Below are 26,347 nucleotides of genomic sequence, written 5' to 3' on the forward strand. Positions count from 1 at the left end.
TTCGGATCAGGCTCCAGGATGTTCGGCGGACAACGGGTTGGCCAAGGCAGGCTGGTCCGCGAAGCGCGGCGCCCGCTTCTCGAGGAACGCGGCAATCCCTTCGCGGGCGTCGTCGCCTTGATGCAGGATGTGGGCGGTCTCAGCCTCGTAGCGCTCGGCGCGCACGCTGCCCTCGCGCAGGCCGAGGTTGAACCCCGACTTCACCGCCTGCACGACCGCCGGCGAGCGCGATGCGATCACTTCGGCGAGCGCGATGGCTTCGGCAAGCGCCCCGCCATTTGGCACCAGCCGTGACACCAGGTCGCAGCTCGCGGCGTCATAGGCGCTCATCGGGGTCGCGGTCAGCATCATTTCGAGCGCTCGCGTCGGCGCAATCAACTGCGGCAACCGGTACAGCTGGCCGCCCTCGGGCAGGATGCCGAGGCGTGCGCCCGGCGAGCCGAACACCGCGTTATTGCTGGCGATGCGCAGGTCGCAAGACAGCGCGAGCATGAAACCCGCCGCCCAGCAGTGGCCATTGATCGCCGCGAGCACCGGCTTCTTCATGGTCAACGGCCGCACGAACGGCGCCTCGCCGACAGTGCTGCGGGCATGCGCACCTGAAGCAAGTTCCTTCAGGTCGTGCCCGCTCGAAAATGCAAGGTCGCCGGCGCCAGTGACGACCACGACGCGAATGCGCGGATCCGCCTCTGCCTCGTCGAATGCGGCGAGCAACGCTACTGACATGGCCTCGTCGAACGCGTTGCGGATGCGTTCATTGCAGATAGTCAGGATGCGGATCGCATTGCGCGTTTCCGCCCGGATTTCACCCATGGCTGTGTGCTCCGTTGAAATTGAACTACGTGTTCGTTTTTATACTTCGTGTGTTTTTATGGATTCTATGTACACAAATATGGGCCTTCCATCAGCGTTAACCCGGCCAGGCCGCTAATGGTTCAGAGAGGCAAATCGGGCTGTTGTCGGGCCAGGCTGGCTTGGTCGGCGCAGCGGTGGCAAGCGGAAGGTTGCGTCGAGCCGGAGGGAGGTCTGCTCGATCCAGTCACGGCTGGAGCGCAAAGAGAGGCCGATGGAACGGCCCCTGAGTGGGTTGAGTGGTATGGCGGCCGCGACGGCCTGGGGCAGGAATGCGCGAGGGATCTGCCAAATCAGGATGCCACCGAACTACATGTCGCTGCGCCTGGCAGCGACATGCATTCAGGGATCCTGGCGCATTTAGTAAGGTAGTGAACAGGGAAATAGCCAGGACGCATTGCGCTAGCGCGCCGTCCATCCCCTGCGAAACGAAAGAAAGCCGGGCACAAGCCGCACGTTCACGAGGCAAACCATGCGCGCACGATTTCCGGATTTGCCTTCATCCAGTCGCGCGCGACAGCCGCCGGCGGCTTCCGGTCGACGACGATCTGCCGTTCAAGGTCCGTCACGACTGGAATCCCCAGCTGGATCCGCGACACCACGGTACGCGTGCGCGCGGGCCACGATTCCCAGACGGCCTTACGCACCACCACCACCGCGCGGTCCGTGCCAAAGATTCCCGCGGGCTCGTCGAGCACGCGCACCGGGTACAGCGCGTTGAGGTACTGCGGCTGCCACAACGGCATCACCATCCATTTGCCGGACGCGGAAGCGTTTGCCAGCCGCTTCGCCCATTCGTCGGGCTTGCCCAGCTTCAACTGGTAGCCGGCGGATTCGAGGCCGTAGCGCTGCATGATTTCCGCGGATCCGACCATCAGGCCCGATCCCGGGCCCACGCCGACGATTTCCTTGTCCATGCGGGCGATGACATCGGGCTTCTTCAGGTCATCCACCGAACGCACCACCGATGCCGGCACATGGGCCGGTACTGCCCAATACAGGCGGGCCCCCTCGTAAAGCGTGGCCGCCTCAACCAGCTGGCTGGCAAGTGGCGCCTGCAGCTTGCCATGCGCATGCGGCAGCCAGGAGGCGACAAGCATATCGACCTCCCCCTTGCCAAGGCGATCGTATATGGCCGGATGATTGCCTTCCGTCACCTTGACGCCATGGCCAAGGTCCTCGAGCACGGCCTGTATCACGGCGCCGGTCGCCACGTAGAAGGTCAGGTTGATCTGGCCCATCGTGATGGGCGCGGCGGACTGCGCATGGACCGGGCCAAAGCCGCAACAAAGGGCCAGTGCGACACCAAGAGATTTCCAGAGGCGTTTGAGCATTCGATTCTTCCTTTCACAAGCCGTTGGAGGCCGAGCGGCTTGGCCTCTTGCACGCGCGGCACTCGCGGCGTGTCGCTGGACCGCAGCCTGAACAGTAAGAGAGCCAGGCCGGTCCCGGTAATGAAAAGACTGGATTGACCGATAACGGTTGCGACAACCGCACCGGCCCCTGCGTCAGTGCCCAGGCGATCACCCCCACCGTTAAGCCACCTCGTTAAGCCACCCCGGAAACCCGCCTAATTTCCTCCGCAACGATCGCGATCAACGCCTCGGCCGCCGTGCTCAGCGGCCGTTGCGGATGGCTCACGCAAACCAGATGCCGCACGATGCGCGGCGCAATGATGGTATGCATCCGCAGCCGTCCCTCTTCCACGGCGCGCAGCACCACGATGCGCGGCAGCACAGTGGCAAAGCGCGTCGCTTGCACGAACTGGACGATGGTGCCGAGGATGTCGATCTCGAACTTCGGCGCAAGGGTGACGTCCTGCGCCTGCGTCGCCGTGTCCAGCACCACGCGCAGGCCATGCCGCTTGGTCGGCAGCACCAGTTCCAGTCCTGGCAGCTTCGCCATCTCTACCGATTCCGGCAGTTCGGGGCCGTGTTCGACGCTGGTCACCAGCACCATTTCCTCGTCGTGCAGCGGTTGCACATGCAGCGCCGGCCGGCCGCGCTGGCGATGCACCACGGCCGCGTCAAGCTGGCCGGCGGAAACGAGATCGATCAGCGCGGCACTGAAGCCGTCCGCCACGGATACCTCTACGTTCGGATAGCGCGCATTGAAGCGGGCCAGGGATCCCACCAGCACGCTCTCCGTCTCGGAGGCCACCATGCCAAGCGTGATGCGGCCGGCCATCTGCTCCTCGCGCTGCATCATCTGCTGCCGCGCGCCGGCGATGTCGCGCACGATGGGCAGGAACAGGCGGTACATCATGCGACCCGCAGCAGTCGGCACCATGCCGTGCGGGATGCGGTCGAACAGCTTCTGTCCGAACTCCTCTTCCAGCCGCGCGATCTGCATGCTGAGCGCCGGCTGCACGATATTCAGGCGCTTGGCCGCGCGCGTGACGGAGCCGTCCTCGAACAGCGCGATGAAGTACTGGATTTGCTTAAGGTCCATGGGTTGGTATCAATGGCATTGTCGTTCCGACATCAATTTTAGTGATGAAGCAAGGGCGGCTCGCGATGGCGAAAACTTGGGCATTTAACCAGCTTACTGCGCATCCGCTTGTCTCCGGGAAGACCCTTATCCATCATCAACAATGATGAACTTAATCAGAAATCAATATTAGATCTTATATCGAGATGTCACTAATCTCCGTTTGACGTTGCACGGCCCCATCGCCTTCCGGCGCGGTTCCGTCGCACGGAACGGAGTCGCAAATGAAAAGATTCGATGCTGGCGAAACGACCGGCACGGTGGAGACACAGCAGACCCGGCCGGCGCCACATGTCGGCCGCCCGATGCCGCGCGTCGAGGACGCCGCCATCCTGACCGGCCGCGGCCGCTACGCCGACGACCTCGGCGTCAGGCCCGGCACCCTGCACGCCGCCATCCTGCGCTCGCCGCACGCGCATGCCGAACTCGGCGCCATCGACTGCGCCGCCGCGTTGCAGGCGCCGGGCGTGCGTGCCGTGCTGACGGGGGCCGACCTGCCTTCCTGGTCGAAGCCCTTCGTGGTGGGCGTGAAGGCGCCGATGGAACAGTGGGCACTGGCCATGGAGCGCGTGCGCTACGTGGGCGAGCCGGTGGCCGTGGTGGTGGCCGAGAGCCGCGCACTGGCGGAGGATGCGCTCGATCTCATGCGGGTGGAGTACCGCGTGTTGCCGCCGGTGGTGTCGATCGAGGCCGCCATCGCCGACGACGCGAGCGTGCTGCATCCCGGTCTCGGCAGCAACGTGGCCAGCGACCGCCATTTCCGCTACGGCGACCCCGAGGCCGCCTTTGCCGCCGCGCCGCACCGCGTGGCGCTGACCGCCCATTACCCGCGCAACACATGCACGCCGATCGAGTGTGGCGTGGTGGTTGCCGAGCACTTGCCGGGCAACGAGGGCTACCAGGTCACTTCCAACTTCATGGGGCCGTTCTCGCTGCATGCCGTGATGGCGATGGCGCTGCAGGTCCCGGCCAACCGCCTGCGCCATGTCGCGCCGCGCGACTCGGGCGGCAGCTTCGGCGTCAAGCAGGCGGTGTTCCCCTACGTGGTGCTGATGTGCCTTGCCTCGCGCAAGGCGGGCGCGCCGGTGAAGTGGGTGGAAGACCGGCTCGAGCACCTGAGCGCCGCCACGTCTGCCACCGCGCGGCTTTCCACCCTGGAAGCCGCGGTCGAGGCGGACGGCCGCATCGTCGCGCTCTCGTACGACCAGCTCGAGGATTGCGGCGGCTACCTGCGTGCGCCGGAGCCCGCCACCTTCTACCGCATGCATGGCCTGCTGACCGGTGCCTACTCGATCCCGAACCTGTTGGTGCGCAACCGCGTGGTGCTGACCAACAAGACACCGACCGGCCTCGTGCGCGGTTTCGGCGGGCCGCAGGTGTACTTCGCGCTGGAGCGGCTGGTGCAGCGGATCGCGGTGGAGCTGGGCCTGGATCCGCTCGACGTCTACCGCCGCAACTTCGTGCCCGCCGATGCCTTTCCCTATCGCGCGGCGGCGGGCGCGCTGCTCGACTCCGGCAACTACCAGCTGGCGCTGTCGCGCGCGCTGGAAGCGGGCAACTACGGTGAACTCACTCGCCGCCGCGACGCCGCGCGCGCCGAGGGCAGGCTGTACGGCATCGGCTTCGCGGCCATCGTCGAGCCCTCGGTGTCGAACATGGGCTATATCACCACCGCGACGCCGGCCGAGGCACGCCGCAAGGCGGGCCCGAAGAACGGCGCCATCGCCAGCGCCACGGTCAGCGTGGACCTGCTCGGCGGCGTGGTGGTGACCATCGCGTCCACGCCGGCGGGACAGGGCCACATGACCGTGTCGGCGCAGGTCGTGGCCGACGTGCTCGGCATCGATCCGGGCGACGTCGTGGTCAACGTCGAGTTCGACACGCACAAGGATGCGTGGTCCGTGGCCGCCGGCAACTATTCCAGCCGCTTCGCCGGCGCCGTGGCCGGCACCGTGCACCTGGCCGCCACGCGCGTGCGCGACAAGCTGGCGCGCATCGTGGCCTCGCACCTGGGCTGCGACCCGGCCGAACTGGTCTTCGCGGATGGCCGCATCGTGCGCCGGGGCGCGCCCGATACCGCCCTGCCCTTTGCGCGCGCGGCCAGTAACGCGCCGCATTGGTCGCCGCAGCTGCTGCCGGCCGGTGAGGAGCCCGGCCTGCGCGAAACCGTGTTCTGGTCGCCCCCCAACCTCGACGCTCCGGACGAGCAGGACCGCGTCAACACCTCCGCCTGCTACGGCTTTGCCTTCGACCTGTGCGGCGTCGAGATCGACCGTGCCACCGGACGCGTGCGCATCGACCGGTACGTAACCGCGCACGACGCCGGCAAGCTGCTCAACCCGGCGCTGGCCGACGGCCAGATCCGCGGCGCCTTCGCGCAGGGGCTGGGCGCGGCGCTGATGGAGGAGTTCCGCTACGGCCCGGACGGCAGCTTCCAGTCCGGCACGCTGGCGGACTACCTGATGCCGACCACGTGCGAGGTGCCCGACCCGCTCATCGTCCACCTGGAGACGCCGAGCCCGTTCACGCCGCTCGGTGCCAAGGGCCTCGGCGAGGGCAACAACATGAGCACGCCGCCATGCGTCGCCAACGCGGTGGCCGATGCGCTCGGCGTGCGCGACATCCGCCTGCCGCTCACGCCCGCCAGGGTGATGGCGATGATCGGCTTCGACGACCCGCCGCCATCGCGTCCGGAACTGGCCGAGGCAGCAAGAGAGGCCTCGGCAAACAACAAGAGCGGCGGCAAGGGCGGCAAGGCCCTGAGCGCGCGCGGCACCGTCGACCTGGACGCCACGCCCGAGGCCGTCTTCGCCGTCCTGCTCGACCCGCAGGCGCTGGCCAAGGTCGTGCCGGGCTGCCACGCGCTCGTGCCCATCGGCGACAACCGCTATCGCGCCGACGTGACCGTGGGCGTGGGCATGATCAAGGCCCGCTACGAAGCCGAGATCGCGCTGTCCGACCTGGAGCCGCCGCATCGGTTGCGGCTCGCGGGCGCGGGCCTGTCGTCGCTCGGCAGCGCGCGCGGCGCGGGCCTGGTCGAACTGGCCCCGCACGGTGCCGGCACCCGTCTCACCTATGACTACGAGGCCGAGGTGTCCGGCAAGGTCGCCGCGGTCGGCGGCCGCATGCTCGAAGGCGCGGCCAAGGTGGTGCTGCGCCAGCTGTTCGAATCGCTCGGCCGCCAGGCCGGGGGCAAGCCCGCGCGCAAGCCGGGCTGGATCGCGCGCCTGCTGGCGCTCCTGGGAGTCCGTCGATGAAACCCGCCGCATTCGACTACCTGCGCGCCGAATCCGCGCAGCATGCGCTGGAAGCGCTGGCCCATGCCGGCGAGGGTGCCCGCGTGCTGGCCGGCGGCCAGTCGCTGATGGCCGTGCTGAACATGCGCCTCGCGCAGCCGCAACTGCTGGTCGACATCTCGCGCACCCCTGACCTGGATACCGTGCGCGTGGAAGACGGCCATCTGGTGGTGGGCGCTGCCGCCACGCAAGGCAGCGTGGAATGGCGCCCGTCATTGGCCAGCGAGGTGCCGCTGCTCGCGCTCGCCTTCCCTCATATCTCGCATTTCCAGATCCGCAACCGCGGCACCGTGTGCGGCTCCATCGCCCACGCCGATCCGAGCGCCGAGCTGCCGCTGGTGCTCACCGCGCTCGGCGGCGAGGTGGTGCTGCGCTCGCTGCGCCGGCGCCGCGTGCTGCCGGCCGCCGAGTTCTTCCGCGGCATGCTGATGACGGCGCGCGAGCCCGACGAGCTGGTGGAAGCGGTGCGCTTCCCGCTTCGGCGCCCCGGCGCGCGCTACGGCTTTGCGGAGTTCTCGGCCCGGCATGGCGACTTCGCGCTGGCGGCGTGCGCCGCCATCGTCACGGACGACGCCATTGCGCTGGCCGTGGGCGGCGTGGCTGACCGGCCGGTGCTCGAGACCTGGCCACGCCTGCAGGGCAAGGCGCTGGCCGAGGCAATCAACGATTTCAGCTGGAAGCTGGGCGCGCAGGACGACGCCCATGTCAGCGCGCAGTACCGCCGCCACCTGGTGCGGCAACTGGGCATGCGCGTAATCGAGGAGGCAAGATGAGCAAGACCCCCCACGGCGCACCTTTGGGTGCGCCCCCGGTGATGCGGCGCGATGAGCGCCAGCGCATCACCCTGACCCTGAACGGCACCGAACGCAGCGGCCTATGCGCGCCGCGCGAGCTGCTGTCCGACTTCCTGCGCCATGAGCTCGGCGCCACCGGCACCCACGTCGGCTGCGAGCACGGTGTCTGCGGCGCATGCACGGTGCGGGTGGACGGCGTCGCCGCGCGTTCCTGCCTGATGCTGGCGGTGCAGGCCGATGGCCGCGCCATCGATACCGTCGAAGGACTGGCCCCGCGCGAAGGCCTGGGCGACCTGCAGGAAGCCTTCCGCCGCCACCATGCGCTGCAGTGCGGCTTCTGCACGGCCGGCATCCTGATGTCGTGCGCGGACTACCTGGAGCGGGTGCCCGAGCCGACCGAGGCGCAGGTGCGCGACATGCTGTCCGGCCACCTGTGCCGCTGCACGGGCTACACGCCGATCGTCGCCGCCGTCCTCGACGTGGCCGCCAGCCGCGCGCGCTTGCGCCGGATTGCGGCACCCCTTGCCGAGGAGCACTGCGATGCTTGATCTCGGCCGCACCTTCCTACAAAGCGTGGAGCGCAGCCCCCACGCCCCCGCCATCGTCGACGGCGACCTGCTGCTGACCTACGAGCAATGGCTTGCGCGCATTCGCGGCGTGGCCGCCGGCTTGCTCGACCTGGGCCTGCAGCCGGGCGACCGCGTGCTCGCCATCCTGCAGAACCGCTGGGAGATGGCGACCCTGCACTGGGCCTGCCAGTTCGCCGGCCTGGTCATCGTCCCGCTGAACTGGCGCGCCAAGCCGGACGAACTGGACTACTGCGTGCGCGACGCCGGCGTGAAGGCGCTGGTGTTCGAGCCGGTCAGCGCCGACGCGGTGCTGGACAGCCCCGCCGCGCAGGAAATCCCCTGCATCGCGCTGGACGGCGCGCCGGGCGGCTCGCTGTCGTTCGACACCCTGCTCCGTGCCACGCCCCGCCGGGACAGCACGCAGGCCGAGGCCGGCGACGTCTCGCTGATGCTCTACACCTCCGGCACCACCGGCAAGCCGAAGGGCGTGCCGCGCCGCCACCGGCAGGAACGCGCAGCCGCGCTGGCGCATGTTGCGCAGAACCTGTACCGGCGCGGCGAACGGACGCTGGGCGTAATGCCGCTGTACCACACCATGGGCGTGCGGTCCCTGCTGGCCATGGCGCTGGTGGACGGCCTATTCGTCTGCGTGCGGCGCTGGAGCGCGTCGCAGGCGCTGCAGGCCATCGCCGGCCATCGTGTCAGCTGCCTCTATCTCGTGCCCACGCTCTACCATGACCTGCTGGCCGAGCCCGGTTTCGACAGCAACGATGTGCGCACCGTCACCAAGCTCGGCTTCGCCGGCGCCGCCATGAACGATGGCCTGCTGACCCGCCTGGAGCACGCGTTCCGACCGGAGTTGTTCGTCAACCACTACGGCTCGTCCGAGGTCTACACCTTCAGCGTCGACCAGCACGCGGCACGCAAACCCGGCAGCGCGGGCCGCGCCGGCCTCAACACGCGGCTGCGCGTGGCGCGGCTTGACGCGGCCTCGCCCGACGAGCTGGCCGCGCCCGGCGAGGAAGGCCAGATCATCGCCGACCTGCGCGGCGACGAGGCCTTCGAAGGCTACTGGAACCGCGACGACGCCAATGCCAAGTCCCTGCGCGACGGCTGGTACTTCACCGGCGACATCGGCTACCTCGACGCTGACGGCGACCTGTTCGTCACCGGGCGGGTCGACGACATGATCATCAGCGGCGGCGAAAACATCTCGCCCGCCGATATCGAATCGGTGCTGTCCCTGCACCCCGCCGTGGACGAGGTGGCGGTGGCCGGCGTGCCCGACGCCCGCTGGGGCCAAAAGGTGGTGGCCTTCGTCAAGCCGCGCGGCTGTGTCGACGCGGGCGCGCTCGACGACTACTGCCGCGGCTCCGACCTCGTCAACTTCAAACGCCCGCGCGACTACGTGTTTGTCGCCGACATCCCGAAATCGCCGGTCGGCAAGATCCTGCGCCGCAAGCTGTCGGCGGGCGAATACAGCGCACTTTCCTCTCTTCCCCACAGCGACCCCATCAAGGAGTAACGACATGACCCAGGCCTTCGCACTGACCCATCCCGACCAGCAGCGCCTGCAGGACCTCGACGGTTTTTCCGTGGAGATCGACCCGGCCCGCGAGCGCGCGGACATCATCCTGCACCGCCAGCCTTACAACGTGATCTCGATGGCGGCCCGCGACCAGTTGCGTGCCGTGTTCGAGGCGCTGGACGCCGATGACCGCCTGCGCGTCATCGTGCTGCGCGCGCAGGGCAAGCATTTCTCCAGCGGCGGCGACATCCGCGGCTTCCTGGAAGCGTCGCCGGAGCATGTGTCGAAGCTCGCGTGGAACGTGGCGGCGCCGGCGCGCTGCAGCAAGCCGGTGATCGCGGCCAACCAGGGCTACTGCTTCGGCGTGGGCTTCGAACTGTCGCTGGCATGCGACTTCCGCATCGCCACCGCCACCACGGAATACGCGCTGCCCGAGCAGAAGCTCGGCCAGATTCCGGGATCCGGCGGCTCGGCGCGCTTGCAGAAGATGGTGGGCGTGGGCCGCACCAAGGACATCGTCATGCGCTCGCGCCGCATCCCGGGGCGCCAGGCGTACGAGTGGGGCATCGCCGTGGATTGCGTCGCTGACGCCGAGCTGGAAGCCGCCACCGATGCGCTGGTCGACGAACTGCGTGCCTTCTCCCCGCTGGCCCAGCGCACCGCCAAGAAGCTGCTCAACGACACCGAGGACGCACCGCTGTCGACCGCCATCGAACTCGAAGGGCACTGCTACAGCCGCCTGCGCAGCTCGGACGACTTCCGCGAAGGCGTGGAAGCGTTCCACGCGAAGCGCAATCCCGATTTCCGCGGCAGCTGAGCGCGGGCGGGGCTGACCCGCCTGCCGCGCCGGAGATACGGACGCATACGGACCTATCGACGATGCCCCTGGCGGGCATCGCGGGGAGCCGTTCATTCAAAAATATATGGAGACAACGATGGAAGTGCTGGCAAATGACAAGGTGCCGACCAGCGGCGCGCAGAGCGCGGCGCCCGTGGCCGCGAACAACCGGCAGGTGCTGGGCGCGGTGACGGCTTCGTGCATGGGATGGGCGCTCGACCTGTTCGACCTGTTTATCCTGCTGTTCGTGGCGCCGGTGATCGGCAAGCTGTTCTTTCCGTCCGAGCACGCGATGCTGTCGCTGGCGGCCGTGTACGCGTCATTCGCGGTGACGCTGCTGATGCGCCCGCTCGGCTCGGCCATCTTCGGCGCGTACGCGGACCGGCACGGGCGCAAGGGTGCCATGGTGGTGGCCGTCACCGGCGTCGGCCTGTCGACTGCGGCGTTCGGGCTGCTGCCGACGGTCGCCCAGGTCGGCCTCTTCGCGCCGGCGCTGTTCATCCTGCTGCGGCTGGTGCAGGGCGTGTTCGTCGGCGGCGTGGTCGCTTCGACGCATACCATAGGCACGGAATCGGTGCCGCCGTCGTGGCGCGGCGCGGTTTCCGGCCTGGTGGGCGGCGGCGGCGCGGGCATCGGCGCGCTGCTGGCGTCGATCACTTACATGGCAATGACGGCGCTGTTTCCCGGCGACGCCTTCGAGGTCTGGGGATGGCGCTGCATGTTCTTTGCCGGCATCGTCAGCTCGGTGCTGGGGCTGGTCATCTTCAACTCGCTGGAGGAGTCGCCGCTGTGGAAGCAGCTACAGGCGGCAAAGGCCGCCAGCGGCCACGCCAAGCCGCAAGCGCATCCGCTGCGCACGCTGTTCTCGCGCGAGTATCGTGGCATCCTGCTGGTCAACATCCTGCTGACCGTGGGCGCGGGCAGCGCCTACTACCTGACTTCCGGCTACCTTCCCACTTTTCTGAAGGTCGTGGTCAAGGCATCCCCCGGCGAGTCCTCGGCCATCCTGATGCTGAGCAGCCTCGGTGTGATCGTCGCATCGGTGGCAGCGGGGCATTTCAGCACGCTGGTCGGGCGCAAGCGCGCCTTCCTGCTGATCGGCGCCCTCAGCCTGGTGCTGATGCCCCTGCTCTACCAGTGGATGCCGGCCGCGCCAACCGCCACCTTGCGCGGCGTCTACGCGGTGGCGCTCAGCATGCTCGGGTGCGCCGGCTTCGCGCCGATCCTCATCTTCCTGAACGAGCGGTTTCCCACCAGCATCCGCGCCTCCGGCACGGGCTTGTCGTGGAACATCGGCTTCGCCATCGGCGGGATGATGCCGACGCTGGCCTCGCTCGCCGCCGGCACGCCCGCCGACCTTCCGGTGATCCTTGGTGTTTTCCTCGCGGCCGTCACGCTGGTCTATCTGGTGGGCGCTACGATCGTGCCGGAGACGCTGGGCCGTCTTGTCGAAAAGTAAGGGGCATCGCTGAGCTGCGGGGTGGCGGCCGGACTTCGTTGAGGCGCCAGCCTCCACCCCCGGGCCCCTCCCGCGGGCGGAAGAGGGGAGCAAACCGGCCCACAAGACCTGCAAGGTCTCAAGTCCGACGTATTCCGTCTTGGACAGACATATCGCCCCTACCTAGACTCCAGTCACCCCCGGGCAATGCCCGGATTCTTAACAGTGAAACCCGGCAGTCTTTTTTTTGATTCGCTCATCTATCTACCAGTAGATAGCATCACTTAAAAGCTGCAATCTCGATGACAGACTGGCCCTGCGACCAAACCCAAGGGTTGCCTGGCCGATCGGACTAGACAGGAGAGCATCATGCAAGCAAAGACCATCCTCACGGCCATCACATTGGCCGCCGCCCTGACCGCCGGCATGGCCCACGCCGCCGCTCAGCCGGAAACCGCCGGCAGAGCATTCCGCGTGAACACGCCTCGTGACGCCTACACCGACGGCGCCCGCATCAGCAACCGGGACGGCTATACCGATGGCGCCAGGATCACCAATCGGGATGGCTACATTGCCACCCGCAAGGTCGACCCCTACCTGGACGGTGCGCGCGGCAATGACCGTCGCAACCCGTTCTACGACGGCGCCAACGCAGCCGATTCGCATCCCGACCTGCACGTGGTTGCCGGACTCGACGGCACCGGTGTCTCGGCCAGTCCTGCGCGCCAGGCAGACCCGTACCTGGATGGCGCACGCGGCAACAGCCCGCGCGATCCCTATTCAGAAGGCGCTCGCGGCGCCAATGGGTCCGGTGAGCACTTTTCGGCATAAGCGCCGGGTCATCGCGGTCACCCGTGCCTGGTCTGCGCGGCGGCCTCCGCTGCTGCCCTGCCCTCCCGGCACGACGGGTCCTGACATTTGATATGAAATCAAAAGTATTTGACCCATACACGGCTTAATCAACAAATATAAACCGCGCAAACTGCGGTCCATCGACGAACTTCCCGAGCCCGCGGCCACGTACCCCCGGTGGCCGCACCCTCCCTGATCAAGGTCCCAAAATGAGTCTACTGTTCAAGCCCTTTACCATGGGCGAGCGCCAGCTCGCTAACCGGATCGCCATGGCGCCGCTGACCCGTTCCCGCAATCCGGACGGGATTCCCAACGACCTCAACGCGCTCTACTACAGCCAACGCGCTGACGCCGGCCTGATCGTGACCGAGGGCACGCCTCGAGAATGACTGGCCCCTGGCCATGTCCGATCGCGCGCTCCACTATGGCGGCGGCGCCGAAGGCTACACCGACTATCCCGCCTACGACGGCAAGGCCGCGGCGTAAGGCACCTGCCAGGATCTGCCACGATGAAATCCAATACCGCACTGCTAGCGCTCGCCATCGGCGCCTTCGGCATCGGCACCACCGAATTCGCCCCGATGGGGTTGCTCCCTGTGATCGCCGAAGGCGTCGACGTCAGCATCCCCACCGCGGGGATGCTGATTACCGCGTACGCGGTTGGGGTGATGGTCGGCGCGCCGGTGATGACCCTGCTGTTCAGCCGCTTTGGCAAGCGCGCCGCACTGATGGCGCTGATGGCCATCTTCACCGTTGGCAACCTGCTGTCGGCGCTGGCGCCGGGATACGCCACGCTGCTGGCGTCGCGCCTGGTCACCAGCCTCAACCATGGCGCCTTCTTCGGCCTTGGCGCCGTGGTGGCCGCGAGCGTGGTGCCGAAGGAGAAGCAGGCCAGCGCCGTGGCAACGATGTTCATGGGACTGACCATCGCCAACATCGGCGGCGTGCCGGCGGCAACCTGGATCGGGCAGCAGGTCGGCTGGCGCCTGGCGTTCGCCGGCACCGCGGTGCTGGGGCTGGTCGCCATTGCCGCGCTTTGGCTGGCGTTGCCGCAGGGCGAGCGCGGCACCCCGCCCAATGTGCGCCGGGAACTGGCCGTGCTCACCCGCCCGCCGGTGTTGCTGGCGATGGCGACAACGGTGCTGGGCGCGGGCGCCATGTTCACGCTCTACACCTATATCGCGCCGGTGCTTGCCGATCTCACCGGCGCATCCGACACCTTCGTCACCGTCTCGCTCGTGCTGATCGGCATTGGTTTCACGGTCGGCAATCACGTGGGGGGACGGCTCGCGGACTGGTCGCTCGATGGCGCGACGAAGATCGTCCTTTCGGCGCTCGCCATCATCATGCTGGTGCTCCCCTTCGCCCTCTCCCACCACGTCACCGCGGCCCTTGGACTACTGGCCTGGGGAGCCGCGACCTTCGCGGTCGTCCCGCCGGTGCAGATGCGGGTGATGGAAGCCGCGGCGGAAGCACCGGGACTCGCCTCGTCGATCAACGTCGGCGCGTTCAATCTCGGCAATGCCCTGGGCGCAGCGCTCGGTGGCGGTGTCATCAGCCTGGACCTCGGCTACAGTGCGGTGCCAGTCGCTGGCGGCCTGCTGGCTGCGGCGGGATTCCTGGTGGTGTGGCTCAGCCGGGCAGACAGGCGCGCCCTGGTCGCTTCGTGAGCGCTGTGTCGGCGCCCACGCGTCTCGCACCAATCCAGTGAGAGAGCAGGCGTCCCGCGCCGGTGACGAGTGCCCGCTTGCCTCTCACTGAGAAGCCTGACTCAGGCGGGAACCGCCGATCCGTACGGAACGTCCTTGTGCCCATAGCGCCGTACGCGGATGTTGGCCTGCTCGCCGTGCGCGGTCATGCCCTCGATGGCGCACAGCCGCGAGCAATACGACCCGATCATGGCGCTGGCTTCATCGGTCAGCACCTTCTGGTAGGTGCAGGTCTTGATGAATTTGCCGACCCACAAGCCGCCCGTGTAGCGGGCCGCCTTTCCGGTGGGGAGCGTGTGGTTCGTGCCGATGACCTTGTCTCCGTAAGCGACGTTCGTGCGCGGACCGAGGAACAGCGCGCCGTAGTGCTTCATGTGCTTCAGGAAGTAGTCCGGGTCGCGCGTCATCACCTGCACGTGCTCGGATGCAATGCGGTCCGCCTCGCTGACCATCTCTTCCAGCGTATCGACGACGATGACCTCGCCATAGTCGCGCCAGGACACGCCGGCGGTGTTGGCCGTCGGCAGAATGTTCAGGATTCTCTCGACCTCGGCCATGGTCTCTTGCGCCAGCTTGAGCGAGTTCGTCAGCAGCACGGCCGGCGTATTGAAGCCATGCTCGGCCTGGCCCAACAGGTCCGTCGCGCACAGTTCGGCATCCACGCTGTCGTCGGCAATGACGAGCGTTTCGGAGGGCCCGGCAATCAGATCGATGCCGATCCGCCCGAAGAGCTGGCGCTTCGCTTCCGCGACAAACGCGTTGCCGGGGCCTACCACCATTGATACCGGATCGATGGTTTGCGTGCCCAATGCCATGGCAGCGATGGCCTGCACCCCGCCGAAGGTGTAGATCTCGTCCGCGCCGCCGAGATGCATGGCCGCGACGACTGCGGGATTCGGCCTGCCTTGAACCGGCGGAGAAGCGGTGATGATGCGGGACACGCCTGCCACCTTGGCCGTCACGACACCCATATGGGCAGAAGCCACCAGGGGAAACTTGCCGCCCGGCACATAGCAGGCCACGCTGTCGACCGGCATGTTCTTGTGGCCGAGGACTACACCGGGGAGCGTTTCCACTTCGATATCGCGCAGCGATTCGCGCTGCGCCTGGGCAAAGTTGCGCACCTGTGCCTGGGCGAACCTGATGTCATCGAGCTGCCCCGGCGACAGGGAACGTACGCAGGCTGCGATCTCGTCTTCGGACAGACGGAAGCTTGCCGGCTGCCAGTCATCGAACGTCGCGGACAGTTCCGCGACCGCTGCGTCGCCACGTTCGGCGACATCCGCGAGAATCGCGGTCACGGTGTCGCGTACTTTCGCTGCGTCCTGCGACGACGCGTTGGCGCTGCGGCCATGCTTGAGGTGCTGGATTGCCATTTGCTGTTCCTGAGGTGGGAAAGGAAACTTGCCCTGTGATGCGGCAAGCGCAGTGAAATGCAATGTACGCGCAGATTTGCATGCAAGGCTGGTGCAAAACCTCAAGAATTTCCCTATCTGGCACCAGCATCCGGCCCAACAGGCATTAGCATTCACGCAAACGAATGCAAATCATGCAGCCAGAAAACATCAAGCGAGGCGACAAGCCGACGAACAAGGTCACGCTGGACGCGGTCGCGCAACGGCTTGGCGTATCCGTTTCGACAGTGTCCCGGGCATTGGCCGGGCACCCTGCCATCAGCATGCAAACGCGTGACGCGGTGATGGCGGTGGCAGCAGACATGGGCTACCGCGTGCCAACGGAGGGGCGGCGCGCCAAGAAGACATCGACGAAGCTGATTGGCGTCGTCGTCGGGGCGCTGCATAACCGCTTCATGACGCTGTTCCTGACGCATCTGCACGATGCCTTGCAGGAGTACGGCTATCAGATCACGTTGATGATCGATTCGATGAACGATGCCCGCAATCTCCTGGCGTTCCGGCCCTTGATCGACGGATACCTGGATGGGCTGATCTTCGCCACCGCGACGCTGGATTCGCCCGTCGTTGCGGAAATGCAGGCCCGAGGCGTGCCGCCGGTTCTCGTCGTGCGGTCCGTGGACAGGGTCAGGACCGACATTGTCGAGATCGACAACATCCACGCCGGCGCGGTCGCCGTCGAGCATCTGTTCCAGCTTGGCCATCGGCGCATCGGCCTGCTCATGGGGCCGCAGAACACCTCGACCAGCCGCGATCGGACACAAGGCGCACTCAGGTGGCTGGCGGATGCGGGCGTGGATGCGAACCGTATCGCGCTCGTGTGGGGGGATTACACCAGCGAGTCGGGCTACTCCAGCGCGATGGGAATGCTCGATGGGCCGGACCGGGTCACGGCCATTGTTGCCGGCAATGACACGATTGCCCTGGGTGTGCTGGAGGCCGCAAAGCGGCAAGGCATCGAAGTCCCGGGGCAGTTGTCCATCATTGGCTTCGACGACATGCCGCTCGCCGGATCGCCATTGGTGGGGCTGACGTCGATCCAGCAACCCGTCGAGGCCATGGCCCGGACGGCGGCACGCCGCATGATAGAGCGCATTCGCGCGGGAGCGCTGACGCCGCCTGTCCACGATATCCTGCCCATCAAGCTTGTGCGCCGGGAATCCACGGGGCCTGCTGCACGCGGAGGGTAGCCGTACCGTCGCAAACGCGCGGTGCAAACGCGCTTCATGCCACGCCTATAACAAAAAATTATTCTTGTCGCAAAAAAAAGAATTTTTCGCGGCGGGAGCAGCCTCCTAATCTATGCCGGTCCCATACCGCTACAACGATTACTCATTGGGATGCAGCGGCAATCCATCCGCATGGCTCAGGAGACGGAATCTTGAACACATTGATACATCGTGGCGCCACGCGCGCCAAATTCGGCCTGCTCGCATGCCTGGCCTCTCTGTCGGCAACGGGATCGATGGCGCAGACCATGCCGCCACCGGACACGCATATTGTCCGGCGTACCCATTACGATGGGATACGCGATGACCTGATCACCGGCGGCTACGGCGTCGCCGCCATGCTCTCCGGATCCGCCAGGCCGGCCTACGAGGATCCGCTGCGTCCCTCGGCGGCCGAATTGAGACGCGCCGTATTGCTCAGGCCTGGCAATCCCGCCAATGGCTTCGGCACGCTGTATGGACCCAACGTCGATCCGTCGACGGGGAAACTGTATGAGGATGACGGCAAGCTCGCCGGCGATGAAGTGCTGGCGTTCACTGCCGGTCCATCCGGGCGAAGCACAAGCATCCTGCTTCAGGTTCCGGTCACGTTCAGGCCCGACGCAGCTTGCCTGGTGGTCACCGCCACGCCGGGCAGCCAGAATGTCTGGGCCGACATGCAACGGGCGGGGTACTGGGGACTGAGGCGCGGCTGTGCCGTCGCGTGGACTGACAAGGGCACGGGCGCAGGCATCCAGGATCTCGATAGCGGAACTTCGACGACGCAGGATGGGACCACCGCCACGGCAGCCCCCGACCTGCGTCTTGACGTGCTGACAGGGGCGCCGGAAGCCCGGCAATTCGCCCATGCCAAGCCAAACCGGCTGGCCTTCAAATGGGCGAGTGCCGGGTGGAACCAGGAGGCGGATTGGGGGCGCGCCGTCCTGAATGCCGCCGCGTTCGCGCTTGCCGAGCTCGAATCGCGCACGTGGCCAGGCCAGCAGCGACTATCGCGTGAGCGCATCACGGTGATTGCATCGGGATATTCGAACGGCGGCGGGGCAGTGCTGCGGGCGGCCGAGCAGGACCACCACCATTTGCTCGACGGGGTCGTTTCGCTTGCGCCGCAGATCTATATCCGTGCCGACCCGGACATCGTGATCGACGACCGGGGCAGGCGCTGGGCCGGATCCGCTCGCAGCAGCTATGACTTCCTGTCGTATGCAAACCTGTACAAGGCCTGTGCGGCACTGGCAGTCGCCGACGATCCCCTCGCCTCCGGACTCGCCTTTGCCAGCAATCGCTGCCAGTCCCTCGCCGAGAAAGGATTGCTACGCAGCCAGACCGTGAAAGCCCAGGCGCAAGAGGCGCTACGCAAGCTGCATGACTTCGGCTTCCTGCCGGATGCCGACATCGCCACGGCAGCCTCTGCTATCGGCAACCAGGGCGTGCTGGGCCAGGCCAGCCAGTTCGGCCAGTTCCGGGTCCACGAGCACCTGTGCAAGCTCAGCTTCGCGTCGGTCGACCGTGACGGCGCACCCAGGGCGGCGGACCCGCAATTGCTGGCGCAGCGTTTCGCCCGGCTTTGGGGCGGAACGCCCGATGGATCGCAAGTTGCGCTGATCAATGACGACGATCCGCGCGGGCCTCGCGAAGACGGTCGATCGATCTCCCGCTCGACGGGACGCAACGACTACGATATGGATGCCGCCCTTTGCCTGCGCCGCCTGTTCACCGGCGAAGACCCCGCCGCCATGCGGGTGCGCCGGGGCATCGATGCGATTGCGGCTTCGGCGCGACTGCGCGGCAAGCCTGCCATCATCGTTCATGGCAGAAGCGACGAAATCGAGGGCCCGAATTTCACCAGTCGCCCTTACGCCGCGACCCAATCGCGGAATGAGCCGAGCGCGAGCCGGCTGCGTTATATCGAGGTCGTCGGCGGCATGCACGGAGAGAGCCGTATCTCTTCACCTGGCTTCGATGTGCGCATGGCACCGGTTTCCATTTATCAAGTGCGCGCGCTGGAGGCCATGCTGGCGCATCTCCGTGAAGGGAAGCCGCTGCCGGACAGCCAGGTGATTCATCCCGTTCCCCGCGCCGGCAGGCCCGGGCAAGCCGCACCGACCACGGCAGAGTCGCTCCCTCCTCTGCAGCCTCGCGCCATCGATGCGAATCGGATTTCCATCGATAACGGCTTGATGAAGATACCGTCGTAATGGCACTGCAGGTGGCGCGACGGCGCGCCATCCCACGGATTTACTCGCCGTACTGGAACAGGAGGCGCCCTTCGCCAGGCACGCCAACAGCCGCCTGCGCCGGTGCAAACGCGCCGAACATAAGCGCGAAAGCCAGCGACAAGGCCATCGGCCCTCTCATGATGCCGCCCCGGCCAGCGTTGCCTCCAGTGCCTTGAGGCCATCCCGATAAATGCCCTCGAACAGCCGCGATGCGTCGTCATCGCTCACGCCGGCCGGCGTGAACTGGCCGGACCATTCGACGCGCGATGCCTGGTCCCCGTCGATGCCGACCACGCGCAGCGTGGAGCGGTAGCCGGTGACCGGGAACGGCGCCTGCAGGATCGAGTACGTGTAGCTGCGCGCGCTGTTGTCGAAGGCCTCGAGACGTTCGACGATGGCGTCGCCGTCCGGATTGACGAGGCTGCGCACGCGGCCGCCCTCGCTCAGTTCGCTCTTGGGGATATACGGCAGCCAGTCGGGCAGCGAATCGAAGCCTCCAATCAGTTGCCAGACGCGGTCCGGTGCAACCGGCAGCGTGATCGTTGCAGAAGCTTGTGCCATGGTGGACTCCTTGAATCGAATGTGGTCCCGGATCAGTTGCTGTCGCCAGGCAGCGGCGCATTTGCCGCGACCAGGTGCTGCTCGCGCAGCTCGCGCCAGAAATCGGCGGGAATGACCGCCTTCAGCGCGGCGGTGTCCTCGGCGATGCGCTCGGGCCGGCTTGCACCCGGGATCACGGCGGCGACCGCCGGGTTGGCCAGCACGAACTGCAGCGCGGCGGCCTTGATGCTGACGCCGTGGCGTTGCGCGATCGCCTTGATGCGCTCGACCTTGCTGATGATCTCGGGCGGCGCCTTCTGGTACTCGAAGTGCGAGCCGCCGGCCAGGATGCCCGAGCTGTACGGGCCGCCGACCACGATCTCGGTCTTGCGCTCCGCGGCCTTGGGCATCAGGCGCTGCAGCGCGCGCTCATGGTCGAGCAGCGAATAGCGGCCCGCCAGCAGGAAGCCGTCCGGCTGCGCTTCAGTCAGGTCCAGCGTCAGTTCGATCGGCTCGACGCGGTTCACGCCCAGGCCCCAGGCCTTGATCACGCCCTCTTCGCGCAGCCGGGTCAGCACCTTGAAAGCGCCTTTGCGAGCGGTCTCGAAATAGGCCAGCCACTCGTCGCCGTAGAAGTCCTGGGCGATGTCGTGGACCCACACGATGTCGAGGCGGTCGACCTTCATCCGCTTGAGGCTGTCCTCGATCGAGCGCAGCGTGGCGTCCGCCGAGTAGTCGTTGACCAGCTTGTTCGGGCGGCCGGCGGCGAACAGGCCACTTTTCTCGCCCAGCGCCCGCGCGCTGGCGTCTTCGACTTCGTCCAGGATCAGGCGGCCGACCTTGGTGCTGAGCACGTATTCGTCACGCGGGTGCCGGGACAGCGCTTCGCCCAGCCGGATTTCGGCCAGGCCCGCGCCGTAGAACGGCGCGGTGTCGTAGTAGCGCACGCCTTGCGCCCAGGCCGCGTCCACGGTGGCCTGCGCCTCCGCTTCCGGGATGTCGCGGAACATATTGCCCAGCGGGGCGGTACCAAAGCCGAGTACGTTACCGGCCAGTTTGTCCTTGATGCTCATGACTGCTCCACAAATTAAGTTGGGGTGAAGGCAGTCTAGGGTTGCCAATTAAGTCTGTCCAAGACAGAATTTGAAAGACTTGATTCCTTAGAGGTCTGAATTCAGGACTGGACATGCTAGATATCCGCCAACTTCACTATTTCGTGGCCGTGGCCGAAGACGAGCACGTCGGACGCGCCGCCGAACGGCTCCATATCTCCCAATCGCCACTTAGCCGGCAGATTGCCCAGCTCGAGGAAAAGCTCGGGCTGGTGTTGTTCGAGCGCTCCCAGCAACGCATCCGGCTCACACGCGACGGCCGCACGTTCCTGGCCGAAACCCGCGCATTCCTCACGCATGCCAACCGGCTCGAATCGCTGGCGCGACGGCTTGGCCGCGGCGACGAAGGCGGGCTGTGCATCGGCTACCTGGAATACGCGATGCACTCGGGCGTGCTGCCGAATGCCTTGCGCGAACTGCGCGACAGCCGGCCTGCGGTGCATATCGCGCTGTACAACCAGCAGTCGGACGTTCAACTGGAGGGGCTGCGCCAGCGCAGCCTCGACATCGCACTCGTCTGCGAGCCGCCGCCACCTGACGATCCAGACCTCGAGGCTGCCCAGGTGCTCAATGATCCGATGCTGCTGGCGCTGCCCGAAGGGCACCCGCTTGCCAAAGCGGAGCAGCTCAGCCCGGATGACCTGGCTGCGCAAAAATGGATCGGCGTGATGCACCAAGAAACCGCGCTGCGGCACGACACGTTCATCGCGGCTTGCGCCAGAGCCGGCTTCACGCCGACGATCACCATGGAGGCGACCGAACCGCTAGCCGCCCTGGGACTCGTGGCCGCGGGACTCGGCGTGACCACGATCCAGCAAAGCCTGCGCCACCAGGCGCCACCGGGCGTGGTGCTGCACGAGCTGTCGTGGTTCAGCTATCGCACGCCCTTGTGGGCGGCCTGGCACAAGGTCAACCTGCGGCCGCTGGTGGAGATCTTCCGCAAGACGTTGCTGCAGACGAGTGGCGTGGTGCCGGAGCTCGCAACGGCGCAGGCGGGCTGACGCACCGTCGCTCCCTGAGGTGGCGTGAGCGGGTGCAGACGACCGCCGTTCAATGGCGCAGAAAGCTATTGTGTCGGCTTTCGGTCCTGTCGTTGCCATGAAGCCGCTGGCTGTTCCTTCCCTCGCCAACATTGCTGTTGAGGACCGCTAATTCTATGACTGGCGGCCACTAACTCCGCGACCGTGGCGTGTCGGCAAGGTATTGGTAGCGTTCGCGACGCCGGACCGCTCCTCGCCCGATCCGACTGATCACAGCATTGAGATTGCCGCTGTGGACGAAGGGATGGTCTCGAGGCGGCGGTCGTGAACCTCGCAGACCGTCGGCCGACGGATTCAGCCATTCTCGTTTCCAGCGGGGCGAGAAGAGGTTCTGATAATCATATAGCCAGCCTCCCTCCGTTCGGGTCGAACGGCTGGCGTAGAGTCGAATTGCGAATACCGACGTGACGCACAGGAGGCCGGCATGAACAAGTTTAGTGGAATCGACCTGCACTCGAACAACAGTGTGGTTGTGGTCAGCGATGAAGCTGACCGGGTTATCTACCAACGCCAACGGTCGCTCGAATCTCGTCGCCTGTCAAAGGCTCGCGTGGCCTGATCGCGTTCTTCTTTGATGGCTGATCGTGGGCGGATTGCGTTATCTTCCGCCCTTCGCGGTCGTATATGCCGTAATCAAGTTCCGATAATCCGGAATATGATTCGAGAACAAGGTTCCCAGCCCTTCGATGTCGTTGCGCCAGTCGCGATGCAGTTCGCAAGCGACGCCGAACCAGGTCATCAGTTGTGCACCGGCTTCGGCCATGCGGTGCCATGCCGATTCGCGCGTCACTTCATTGAATGTCCCTGACGCATCGGTCACGACGAACACATCGTATCCTTCTTCGATCGCAGATAGCGCGGGAAACGCCACGCAGACTTCGGTCACCACTCCGGCGATCAACAACTGCTTCTTGCCCGTTGCCTTGACAGCCTTCACGAAGTCCTCATTGTCCCAGGCATTGATCTGGCCAGGGCGTGGAATGAACGGCGCGTCGGGGAACATCGTCTTCAGTTCCGGCACCAGCGGGCCGTTAGGGCCGTCTTCGAAGCTGGTGGTCAGGATCGTCGGCAGCTTGAAGTATTTCGCCAGATCCGCCAGCGCGAGGACGTTGTTCTTGAACTTGTCCGGCTCAATGTCGCGCACCAGCGACAGCAGGCCGGCCTGATGATCCACCATCAATACCGCCGCCTGGCTCTTGTCCAGACGCTTGTAGGTCTTGCTCATCTTGGGCTCCTCGTAGATGCGCGTCCGGGTACAAGAATTTGCACGGCCCAAACACGCTTGGTCATACCTGCTGCACTGCGGGTACGGCTGGCAATACTTGCAAATTTGTATGTCCCTAATAGCTCTCCGTCAACCTCTGGAGGGCGTTCTGCGCGGCTGGCCGGTCCCGGGCGTGCCATCGCCACGAAATGCGAGGGCTTCTGAAGCACGGCGCAAAGTGTCCGCTAGCACCACTGATTGCATATGCGTTGAGCGGTTTTGTAGCAATACGCATAGTTGCTGGCAGCTCCCCCCGGTAGCTCGTCGTCCCCACGAGAACCTTCATGGGGAAGATGCATGCTCACTTCGAGCAACTCAAGGTGGGAATCTTGGAAACTTACGCTCGACCGACCGTCCTTCCCTATATATATCGAAGTGCGGAGGTCCGCCATCGTATTCTGCGATGGCGCCATCACTAATGATTGCTCTACAACGTTTCCTGTCATGCGCTGCGCCGCAGCAAGTGTTGCGGATCGCTATTTCCGCCAATGTCGAGACCTTGACGCTTTACCTCATTCCCTATCGCGGTAGGAATGTTCATTACTGCGCCGGCGGCGACCTGGGCCAGATGGCCCGGCGCGAAGGCTTTTCCGCAGGCACGCCCGAAGACGTGCAGTTGCGATATCGCGATACCGTACAGCGGTGCCGCTGGCCTTGCAGCAAGCCGACATCCCCACCTACTGCGACATCCGTTTCGCCAGCCCGCATGCCACCTTCTGCGTAACGTTCGCCCAATTCGGGATCGTCTCCGGCGATGGCGGCTCATGGGGCCTGCCGAAATTGCTCGGCCTGTCCAAGGCGATGGAGATGACCTTCACCGCCGCGCCAATCGACGCCAGCGAGGCGCTACGGATCGGCCTGGCTTCCGCAGTTGCCGAGGGCGACAACCTGATGCGGGATGCAAATGCACTCGCCCACGCCATCGCCGACATCCTGCCAATGCGATCCGCATGGTCAAGCGCCTGCTGCGCGATGGCCGGGCATATCGATCTGCGCGTGCATATGGACATGGCGGCCGCATTCCAGGCCATTGCCCACGCATCGCCGGAGCACCTGTCGGCAGTCGAAAGGGTGCTACGGCGGTTACGACGCGTTTGAGTCCGGGTCGTCGCCGTCCGGAAAATCGAGCGACTCGTCAGCCCTCTCAAGCCAAGCCGTGTCGAGCGACAGCCGATGTATTCCCGTTCTTGGCGTCCAATCGCCCGCGGCGAAGTTCCCCGAGTGGCTATTGCAGGCGGGCAGTGGCAACCGCTGGAAGTGGTCGGGCGTCAGCCTAATGATCCTGAGCGCGACAATTACTGAAAGGCCATGCACCTGCTGGGACTTGGCGCAAATATCCTGGAGAAGAGGCCCATGACCGCTAAGCCAAGTTGAGAGGTGGATTCTCCGCGCGCACCTGTGTGAACAGATGGCGCAGCAGATCAATGGCATGTTGCACCAGTTGCACAACCAGATCGGCAATGCTCATGTCCATACTTATGGCTTGGGTGGTCGCAAAGATTACGACCCCTAGCACAGCAAGCACCGTCAAGCCGAACTTCAGATCGTCATTCACAGTGGCCTTCTCCCGCCTCTTCACCGAATTCAGGTCCATAACCGACAGGGGCGCTACACAATGGCGCACCGTTGAACAATTGGACCCATCTCACTTCCTTGTGAGCGTGGCAGAGGTGGGATGCGCCGTTCTGTGCGGCATCCCTCGCATGTGCAACTGAGCTTGATGGGGCAGGAATCAGACCGTGCACCCCAAGACCGGTTCTTCCGGGGCCATGGCCTCGCCGCCAGAATCCAGAGCGACAGTGGCGCGGTCCGAAATGACGGAAACCAATTGCTACAGTAGTTCGAGACCCAAGTCACCCAAGCCGATTTCAGGAATTGAGACGCCCTTTCTTTTCTGGAACAGGATGTGCTGCGCCACCAGTCTGAAACGGCAAGCGACCTGCGATCGAGGATCAGATCCAATGCCCTGCACGGCGCAGCACCGACGTGAGAGCCAGATCGAATCGCAACGACAGCGCGTGCATCTGATCGCCGATTTGCTTCGCCTGCGCGACGCCGTACGCCGACAGCTCTATGTCCATCCAGCATGGTGAAGCGTAAGCGTCAGCGGAAACCATCTGGTGAGGCAGGAGCAGCGATGAGAAGGGTAGCGGCTTCACGGTATAAGGAGTGAAGCGATGGCCGAACATCGAGATGGCAGTAGCGGACACGAAGGACGGCGAGTCCACCATCGTGACCGCTGCCGCGCAGCCCTCGCCGCTGCCCAAGAGCAACGCCAGCGCAGGGGTGCTGGCCAGCATCCAGGTCGACACCTTCGTGGTCCACCTGCCGATCAATCGGCAGGAGACGCGCTATGCGCGCCTGGGCGTGCACCTGCCAAGGGGCCACTCTGTGCGAATGGAAGCTGGCTTCTGCCGAGCTGCTGGCAAAGCTGCTGCCGCCTTTGCGCAACCACGTCCAGCAGGCGCCGCGCCTGCATCTGGACGACACCACGCTGCCACTACTCGAGCGCAGGCGCGCCACCACGCGGCAGGCCCATCTATGGGGCTACCTCGTGGCCGGGCTGCGGCAGGAGAACGGATTATGGGTCGACCACCAGCCAGCGGTGCTGTTCGAGTTCGCGGAATCCCGCGCCGGCGCCCATCCCCTGAACTTCCTGCGCGACTATCATGGCTACCTGCAGGCGGCTGCCTACAGCGGCCACGATGCGCTTTGCCGTACCGGCCGGATCATCGAGGGCGGATGCTGGGCGCATTGCCGCCGACGCTTCTTCGAGATCGCCAAGGCCCAGAAGACGCCAGGGCTGGCCGCGCGGGGGCATTGGCGTGGATCGCCAAGCTGTATGCCATCGAAGCCGGCATCAAGTACAGGTCACCGGAGCACAAGCTGGCGGTGCGCCAGGCCGAGGCCGTGCCGCTGCTGTCGCAGTTCCATCAGTGGCTGCAGGGTAACGCCCATGGCCTGCTGGCCAGGCATCGTTGCGCAATGGCACGCGCAAGGGCCAGGGCTGACGTACTCGGCTGAGAGCGGCTGAACGGTCGCTGCCGCCCTCGCCCCGGCCAGCGCCGATATCCGCAGGCGGCGCCTGCTCGGCGAGCGAGATGGCGGCGCGAGGTTTTGGATTTTCCGGGAAGGCGGCGGCACGTTTGTCGCGCGCCTGTGCAA

Annotated in this window: 23 protein-coding genes and 2 pseudogenes; 16 read left to right on the forward strand and 9 right to left on the reverse strand. The window is 65.8% G+C overall.

Features of this window, described 5'->3' with window-relative positions; all coding sequences use genetic code 11:
- Positions 1-6 precede the first annotated feature (6 nt).
- The 3 genes from AC3WRR_RS06345 to AC3WRR_RS06355 all read right to left on the reverse strand — a co-directional run bounded on the left by AC3WRR_RS06345 (position 7) and on the right by AC3WRR_RS06355 (position 3,303).
- Positions 7-813 (reverse strand): enoyl-CoA hydratase/isomerase family protein, encoded by an 807-nt coding sequence (locus tag AC3WRR_RS06345; RefSeq protein WP_010811802.1) that lies wholly within the window; start codon positions 811-813, stop codon positions 7-9.
- Between the two features lie 497 nt (positions 814-1,310).
- Positions 1,311-2,186, reverse strand: coding sequence for a glycine betaine ABC transporter substrate-binding protein (locus AC3WRR_RS06350; protein WP_439668869.1), 876 nt, complete (start codon positions 2,184-2,186; stop codon positions 1,311-1,313).
- A 214-nt stretch (positions 2,187-2,400) separates the two neighbouring features.
- The gene (locus AC3WRR_RS06355) at positions 2,401-3,303 is read right to left on the reverse strand and encodes a LysR family transcriptional regulator (RefSeq protein ID WP_010811800.1); all 903 of its coding nucleotides are present in this window, start codon (positions 3,301-3,303) and stop codon (positions 2,401-2,403) included.
- A 263-nt stretch (positions 3,304-3,566) separates the two neighbouring features.
- On the opposite strand from AC3WRR_RS06355, the gene AC3WRR_RS06360 reads away from it, so the two are divergent.
- The 9 genes and pseudogenes from AC3WRR_RS06360 (at position 3,567) to AC3WRR_RS06400 (ending at position 14,327) form a co-directional block, all read left to right on the forward strand.
- Positions 3,567-6,599 carry a xanthine dehydrogenase family protein molybdopterin-binding subunit gene (locus AC3WRR_RS06360; RefSeq protein WP_492296456.1) on the forward strand — a complete coding sequence of 1,011 codons (3,033 nt, stop codon included), beginning with the start codon at positions 3,567-3,569 and terminating at the stop codon, positions 6,597-6,599.
- Complete coding sequence (locus AC3WRR_RS06365) at positions 6,596-7,411, forward strand: FAD binding domain-containing protein (protein ID WP_010811798.1); 816 nt, start codon at positions 6,596-6,598, stop codon at positions 7,409-7,411. Before AC3WRR_RS06360 ends, AC3WRR_RS06365 begins: the two co-directional genes overlap by 4 nt.
- Positions 7,408-7,980, forward strand: a complete 573-nt coding sequence (locus tag AC3WRR_RS06370) for a (2Fe-2S)-binding protein (protein WP_010811797.1) — start codon at positions 7,408-7,410, stop codon at positions 7,978-7,980. Before AC3WRR_RS06365 ends, AC3WRR_RS06370 begins: the two co-directional genes overlap by 4 nt.
- A complete protein-coding gene (locus tag AC3WRR_RS06375; protein WP_439668867.1) occupies positions 7,973-9,526 on the forward strand; it encodes an AMP-binding protein in 1,554 nt (517 codons plus the stop codon). The genes AC3WRR_RS06370 and AC3WRR_RS06375 overlap by 8 nt, the downstream gene beginning before the upstream one ends.
- Positions 9,527-9,530: 4 nt before the next feature.
- A complete protein-coding gene (locus tag AC3WRR_RS06380; protein WP_492296458.1) occupies positions 9,531-10,346 on the forward strand; it encodes an enoyl-CoA hydratase/isomerase family protein in 816 nt (271 codons plus the stop codon).
- A gap of 118 nt (positions 10,347-10,464) precedes the next feature.
- The gene (locus AC3WRR_RS06385; RefSeq protein ID WP_010811794.1) at positions 10,465-11,826 is read left to right on the forward strand and encodes an MFS transporter; all 1,362 of its coding nucleotides are present in this window, start codon (positions 10,465-10,467) and stop codon (positions 11,824-11,826) included.
- A gap of 348 nt (positions 11,827-12,174) precedes the next feature.
- Positions 12,175-12,636, forward strand: coding sequence for a copper resistance protein CopQ (locus tag AC3WRR_RS06390; protein WP_492296460.1), 462 nt, complete (start codon positions 12,175-12,177; stop codon positions 12,634-12,636).
- A 230-nt stretch (positions 12,637-12,866) separates the two neighbouring features.
- Positions 12,867-13,034 (forward strand): annotated as a pseudogene (locus AC3WRR_RS06395) (oxidoreductase); the annotation flags it as partial.
- A 132-nt stretch (positions 13,035-13,166) separates the two neighbouring features.
- On the forward strand, positions 13,167-14,327 hold the full coding sequence (locus AC3WRR_RS06400) for an MFS transporter (protein ID WP_011615236.1): 1,161 nt from the start codon (positions 13,167-13,169) through the stop codon (positions 14,325-14,327).
- Between the two features lie 101 nt (positions 14,328-14,428).
- Here AC3WRR_RS06400 and hisD read toward each other — a convergent pair whose 3' ends face one another.
- Positions 14,429-15,742 (reverse strand): histidinol dehydrogenase, encoded by a 1,314-nt coding sequence (gene hisD, locus AC3WRR_RS06405; RefSeq protein WP_492296495.1) that lies wholly within the window; start codon positions 15,740-15,742, stop codon positions 14,429-14,431.
- A 164-nt stretch (positions 15,743-15,906) separates the two neighbouring features.
- Here hisD and AC3WRR_RS06410 point away from each other — a divergent pair, with 164 nt between their 5' ends.
- The gene (locus tag AC3WRR_RS06410; RefSeq protein WP_492296462.1) at positions 15,907-16,971 is read left to right on the forward strand and encodes a LacI family DNA-binding transcriptional regulator; all 1,065 of its coding nucleotides are present in this window, start codon (positions 15,907-15,909) and stop codon (positions 16,969-16,971) included.
- Between the two features lie 191 nt (positions 16,972-17,162).
- A complete protein-coding gene (locus tag AC3WRR_RS06415; protein WP_492296463.1) occupies positions 17,163-19,205 on the forward strand; it encodes a 3-hydroxybutyrate oligomer hydrolase family protein in 2,043 nt (680 codons plus the stop codon).
- 156 nt (positions 19,206-19,361) lie between these two features.
- Here AC3WRR_RS06415 and AC3WRR_RS06420 read toward each other — a convergent pair whose 3' ends face one another.
- Positions 19,362-19,787 (reverse strand): SRPBCC family protein, encoded by a 426-nt coding sequence (locus tag AC3WRR_RS06420; RefSeq protein ID WP_010811788.1) that lies wholly within the window; start codon positions 19,785-19,787, stop codon positions 19,362-19,364.
- 32 nt (positions 19,788-19,819) lie between these two features.
- Positions 19,820-20,839 carry an aldo/keto reductase gene (locus AC3WRR_RS06425; RefSeq protein WP_492296465.1) on the reverse strand — a complete coding sequence of 340 codons (1,020 nt, stop codon included), beginning with the start codon at positions 20,837-20,839 and terminating at the stop codon, positions 19,820-19,822.
- A gap of 113 nt (positions 20,840-20,952) precedes the next feature.
- Here AC3WRR_RS06425 and AC3WRR_RS06430 point away from each other — a divergent pair, with 113 nt between their 5' ends.
- The gene (locus AC3WRR_RS06430) at positions 20,953-21,879 is read left to right on the forward strand and encodes a LysR substrate-binding domain-containing protein (protein WP_011615232.1); all 927 of its coding nucleotides are present in this window, start codon (positions 20,953-20,955) and stop codon (positions 21,877-21,879) included.
- A 463-nt stretch (positions 21,880-22,342) separates the two neighbouring features.
- Positions 22,343-22,477 carry a hypothetical protein gene (locus AC3WRR_RS06435; RefSeq protein ID WP_255266305.1) on the forward strand — a complete coding sequence of 45 codons (135 nt, stop codon included), beginning with the start codon at positions 22,343-22,345 and terminating at the stop codon, positions 22,475-22,477.
- A 39-nt stretch (positions 22,478-22,516) separates the two neighbouring features.
- Here AC3WRR_RS06435 and ycaC read toward each other — a convergent pair whose 3' ends face one another.
- Positions 22,517-23,143: an isochorismate family cysteine hydrolase YcaC gene (gene ycaC, locus AC3WRR_RS06440; RefSeq protein ID WP_010811785.1), complete on the reverse strand. Its 627-nt coding sequence runs from the start codon at positions 23,141-23,143 to the stop codon at positions 22,517-22,519.
- Positions 23,144-23,836: 693 nt separating this feature from the next.
- On the opposite strand from ycaC, the gene AC3WRR_RS06445 reads away from it, so the two are divergent.
- On the forward strand, positions 23,837-24,280 hold the full coding sequence (locus tag AC3WRR_RS06445) for an enoyl-CoA hydratase/isomerase family protein (protein WP_492296468.1): 444 nt from the start codon (positions 23,837-23,839) through the stop codon (positions 24,278-24,280).
- Between the two features lie 262 nt (positions 24,281-24,542).
- Here the strand turns inward: AC3WRR_RS06445 and AC3WRR_RS06450 are convergent, their stop codons facing one another.
- Positions 24,543-24,737: a hypothetical protein gene (locus AC3WRR_RS06450; RefSeq protein WP_454750538.1), complete on the reverse strand. Its 195-nt coding sequence runs from the start codon at positions 24,735-24,737 to the stop codon at positions 24,543-24,545.
- A 397-nt stretch (positions 24,738-25,134) separates the two neighbouring features.
- Positions 25,135-25,482, reverse strand: coding sequence for a hypothetical protein (locus AC3WRR_RS06455; RefSeq protein ID WP_492296470.1), 348 nt, complete (start codon positions 25,480-25,482; stop codon positions 25,135-25,137).
- Positions 25,483-25,535: 53 nt separating this feature from the next.
- On the opposite strand from AC3WRR_RS06455, the pseudogene AC3WRR_RS06460 reads away from it, so the two are divergent.
- Together AC3WRR_RS06460 and AC3WRR_RS06465 are read left to right on the forward strand one after the other, a co-directional pair.
- Positions 25,536-25,919, forward strand: a pseudogene (locus AC3WRR_RS06460) (IS66 family transposase); the annotation flags it as partial.
- A gap of 83 nt (positions 25,920-26,002) precedes the next feature.
- Entirely contained in the window at positions 26,003-26,206 is a 204-nt protein-coding gene (locus AC3WRR_RS06465) for an IS66 family transposase (RefSeq protein WP_051398473.1), read from the forward strand.
- Positions 26,207-26,347 lie beyond the last annotated feature (141 nt).

The organism is Cupriavidus sp. FW305-3-2-15-C-LB2, assembly GCF_058787575.1.